The organism is Saccharomonospora iraqiensis subsp. paurometabolica YIM 90007, from assembly GCF_000231035.2.
Taxonomy (GTDB): domain Bacteria; phylum Actinomycetota; class Actinomycetes; order Mycobacteriales; family Pseudonocardiaceae; genus Saccharomonospora; species Saccharomonospora paurometabolica.
In genome coordinates this window covers 2,685-6,706 of the sequence record NZ_KI912236.1, presented here as the reverse complement: position 1 = coordinate 6,706, position 4,022 = coordinate 2,685, and the positions used below count along the sequence as shown (strand labels likewise).

Here is a 4,022-nt window from a genome sequence, read left to right as displayed (position 1 = left end):
ACCGGGGCGCTGGGCGCGGCCGACACGCCGGTGCAGGCCCGGATCCGGCGGCTGCGGCAGCCGCACCGGAGTGCCTTCCCGGCGGCCTGGCCGCTCGCGTGTGCGCTGCTGCTGACGGCGTTGAGCACGTCGGCGAGCCTGTTCGCCGTGCCGTGGCACTGACGTCCGCGCCGGTTCCCGCGTGCCTCCCACTCATTACTACGTCTTGTAGTACTGTCCCGGCATGGAAATCGTCTACGACGCACTGGTCCTTCTGCATCTGCTCGGTATGGCGGGCCTCGTCAGCGGTGTGGTGGCCCGCCTGGTGGCGCCCGGGTCACCGAACGGCCTGATCATGCTCTCCGGCGCCGGGGCGCAGGTGCTCACCGGCCTGGCCCTGACCGGCATCGCCTCGGCCGGTCTCGTCGACTCCGAGGTCGACAACACCAAGATCGCGGTCAAGCTCGGTGTCGCCGTGGTGGTCCTGGTGCTGGCGCACGTGCTGTGGCGCAGGCCCACGGCCGGACAGGGGGTGTTCGGCGCGCTGGCGGCGCTGACCCTGCTCAACGTCGGGGTCGCGGTCTTCTGGTGACCGGCTTTCCCGCGCGGTGACGGGGTGGCCGCCGGTCGTCCGGGCCGGTTCGGCTCGGCGGCCACCCGGTCCGGCGCCGGATATTCGGGCCTCAGTGCGGAGTGCGCGCCCGCGGGCCGGGCGCGGTGCGCCGGAGCCAGAGCAGCCCGAGCCCCGGGAGAACGAGGGGGATGAACAGGTACCCCATCCCGAAGTTCGACCAGACGGTGGCATCGGGGAACACACCGGGCAGCAGCACGCTCACCGCGCCGACGGTGAGCACACCGACCAGTTCGAACGCGCAGGCCACGACCGCGACGCGCCACCACGCGGCACCACCGCGCGCGAGTGCGACCGTGGCGAGGACGTAGACCACGGCGGCGAAGGCGGACAGCAGGTACGGGATCGGGGCCTCGCCGAAGCGGGTCGCGATCTGCACGGCCGCGCGGGAGGTGGCGCCGACGGCGAAGATCGCGTAGATCGCGACGAGGACCCTGCCGGGACCGCTCGCGGTCGAGGACGGTGCCGGGTGGGTGCGGTCCGGGCCGGGGCTGTCAGACACCGGCCCCGCCGCCCACCCACACCACGTACATCCGCAGGAGCAGCACCGGCACCGTGCCGCAGGCGACCCCGAGCACGGCCGTGCTCGCGCGGCTGCGCTCGGCGAGTGCCCACACCGTGCCGAGCGGGAGCACGAAGAGGATCCCGACCAGGTAGGACACGAACGTCAGCAGGTCGCCGGGCCGTTCGCCCGCGACCAACAGAACGACCGAGATCACGACCTGGACGACGAGCAGCGCCTCGACGACGCCGAGCCCGATCAGCAGCGGCCGCGCGGGGGGCCGGTCGGCGAGGGCGAGGGCGAAGGCCCACACCGCGACCGCGAGCGCGCACACCACCAGCGCGACGGCGAACCCAGGGATCACCGGCACCCTCCTGCTGTCTACTACCCGCTGTAGCGTACGGGGTCCGGCCGATCCCGCGTCGATCGGGGCGCGGACCCCGGTCGCGGGTTCCTCCCGCCCGCGCGGCCCCGTGCGACCCGAGGGCGCCGGTGCACACGCACAGTGACATTCCCTGCGGGTCCTCGCGGTCGGTCGGGCCCCCGGTCCCGTCGCAGGGGTGGCCTTCGCCGGTCCGTTACGTGACATTCGAGTGATTCGTTCCGCCGGAATCGTTACCCCTGGTTTCCCTACCGCCGGGAAGGGGGCCATTCCCGCGGCGCCGGGGAACGCGCTTTCGGCGGATTGGCGGCAACGGCTCCGCCGTGGCCGAATATCCCCCGGCGTCCGGTGGACGAGGCCGGGCGCCGGCCGGCATCGACGATCTCTGGGAGGGATATTCCGGATGGACCTCCGGTACGAGGCCTTCTGCTTCGCGGACCCGTTGTTCTTCGACGAGCAGCGGGGCTCCGCGACACCGGAGGACACCGGCTTCTCCCAGCTCCTTCCCGTCCCGGGTGCGGACTGGGCGGAAAAGGACCTCGGGGTCTGGCGAATGCTCGTCCCGCGGGCGGCGGAATTGCCCCGGCAGGGGTGGAAAATTCACGTCTCGGTGTGTCCGGACAACGCGGAACGGGTGTTTCGCAAAGTGTACGGATACTGCCGCGACGCGCGTCTCGCGTTCAAGCACCTCCGGTCGCACCCGATCGTTCTCGCGCAGAATTCCAAGTATGCGCCGCGGTCGGCGAGCGGAAAGGCGATGACCCTCTATCCGGAGGACGACGGGCGGCTCGCGCGCACGCTCGACGAACTCTCCGCCGAGCTGGCCGGCGAACCCGGCCCCTACATCCTGACCGACCTCCGCTACGGCGACGGGCCACTGTTCGTCCGTTACGGCGCGTTCACCGAGCAGTGGGTCGAGTCCGGCGGCGCCCGCGTCCTGGGCATCACCCGACCGGACGGGACCACGGTCCCCGACGACCGGGGGCCGACGTTCTCCGTACCCGACTGGGTGGAGGTGCCCGACTGCCTCACCCCGCACCTTCGGACACGGCGGTCCTCCGGCGGCGGTATGCCGTACCGGGTGCTGCGCTCGCTGCACTTCTCCAACGGTGGCGGCGTCTACCAGGCGCAGAGGAGCTCGGACGGCTCGGAGGTCGTGCTCAAGGAGGCCCGGCCGCACGCGGGGCTCGACCGCGCGGGGGTGGACGCGGTGACGAGACTGCGCACCGAGCACGACATGCTCACCCGGCTCGCCGGGGTGCCCGGCGTGCCCGAGGTGTACGAGCTGTTCCCCGTGTGGGAGCACGAGTTCCTCGCGATGCAGCACGTGCCGGGGCGCTCGCTCGGCTCGTGGCTGGCGCGTCACTACCCGCTCACCCGGCACGACGCGGCTCCCGACGACATCGCCGCCTACACCCGCCGGGCACTGGCCGTCCTGGACGCGGTGACCACCACCGTGCGCGGGATCCACGCCCGCGGTGTCGTGTTCGGCGACCTGCACCCGCTGAACATCATGATCGACGAGGACGACACGGTCCGCCTCGTCGACTTCGAACTCGCCTGTCCCGTCGGGTCCGGCGAGCGCCCCGCGCTGGGCGCGCCGGGATTCCGCGCGCCGGGCGACCGGACCGGCACCGACATCGACGAGTACGCGCTCGCCGCGCTGAAGCTGTGGCTGTTCCTGCCGCTGAACACGCTGCTGGAACTGTCCCCCGCCAAGCTCGGTGAGCTCGTCGAGGCGGTGCGCGCGCGCTTCCCCGTTCCCGACGGCTATGGCGCCGACATCCTGCGGGTGCTCGCGCACCGGGACACCACCGCAGTTCCCGTCCCCCGGACGGCGGACCGGCCGCATCCCGTGCCGGCCCCGGTACCGGGGCCCGCGTCCGGCTCGGCGGCGTCCGGGGACGTGTCCGGGGCCGGCGTGAGCGGGTTCGACCCGGCCGACCCCGACGGGGAGGCCGTGCGCAAGGCCGTGGGGACGGCGATCCTCGCCGCCGCCACCCCGGAGCGCTCCGACCGGCTGTTCCCCGGTGACATCGAACAGTTCCGGGTCGGGGGTGCGTGTTTCGCCTACGGCGCCGCCGGTGTGCTGCACGCGCTCGACACCGCGGGACTGGGCCGGTTCCCCGGGTACGAGCGCTGGCTGCGCGACGTGGCCCGCCGCGAGCCGGTGTCCCGGCCCGGACTGCTGGACGGCTCGCACGGCATCGCCTACGTGCTGGAGAACTTCGGTTACGGCGACGACGCGGACATGGTGCTCGCCCGGTCCGCCGCCCTGGTCGAGCAGACACGCGAGCACAGCTACGCGAGCGGACTGGCGGGCGTGGGGCTGACGTACCTGCACTTCGCCCGCACCCGGTCGGACGCCGCCCACGCCGCCCGCGCCGAGCGCCTCGGCGAACGTGTCCTGGACACGCTCACCGCCGGTCCGTCCGGCGAAGCCGGAGACGGGGACGGGGCCGGCCGGGCGGGGCTGTGCCACGGCTGGTCCGGGCCCCGCGCTGCTGTTCCTGCGCCTGCACGAGCGC

At 73.0% G+C, this 4,022-nt stretch carries 4 protein-coding genes; 2 read left to right on the top strand and 2 right to left on the bottom strand.

All coding sequences use genetic code 11. The features are described from left to right. Positions 1-223 precede the first annotated feature (223 nt). Entirely contained in the window at positions 224-571 is a 348-nt protein-coding gene (locus SACPADRAFT_RS0211570) for a hypothetical protein (RefSeq protein ID WP_007026779.1), read from the top strand. A gap of 91 nt (positions 572-662) precedes the next feature. Here the strand turns inward: SACPADRAFT_RS0211570 and SACPADRAFT_RS0211565 are convergent, their stop codons facing one another. Together SACPADRAFT_RS0211565 and SACPADRAFT_RS0211560 are read right to left on the bottom strand one after the other, a co-directional pair. Further along, the gene (locus SACPADRAFT_RS0211565; RefSeq protein WP_007026778.1) at positions 663-1,112 is read right to left on the bottom strand and encodes a hypothetical protein; all 450 of its coding nucleotides are present in this window, start codon (positions 1,110-1,112) and stop codon (positions 663-665) included. After that, on the bottom strand, positions 1,105-1,476 hold the full coding sequence (locus SACPADRAFT_RS0211560; RefSeq protein ID WP_007026777.1) for a hypothetical protein: 372 nt from the start codon (positions 1,474-1,476) through the stop codon (positions 1,105-1,107). The genes SACPADRAFT_RS0211565 and SACPADRAFT_RS0211560 overlap by 8 nt, the downstream gene beginning before the upstream one ends. 421 nt (positions 1,477-1,897) lie before the next feature. Between SACPADRAFT_RS0211560 and lanKC the strand changes: the two genes are divergently transcribed. Further along, a partial coding sequence (gene lanKC / locus SACPADRAFT_RS27205; RefSeq protein ID WP_007026776.1) for a class III lanthionine synthetase LanKC occupies positions 1,898-4,022 on the top strand: 2,125 nt, incomplete at its 3' end.

Coding starts and splice junctions, on each gene's coding strand:
- SACPADRAFT_RS0211570 (WP_007026779.1), top strand. CDS start 224: ATGGAAATCGTCTACGACGCACTGGTCCTTCTGCATCTGCTCGGTATG.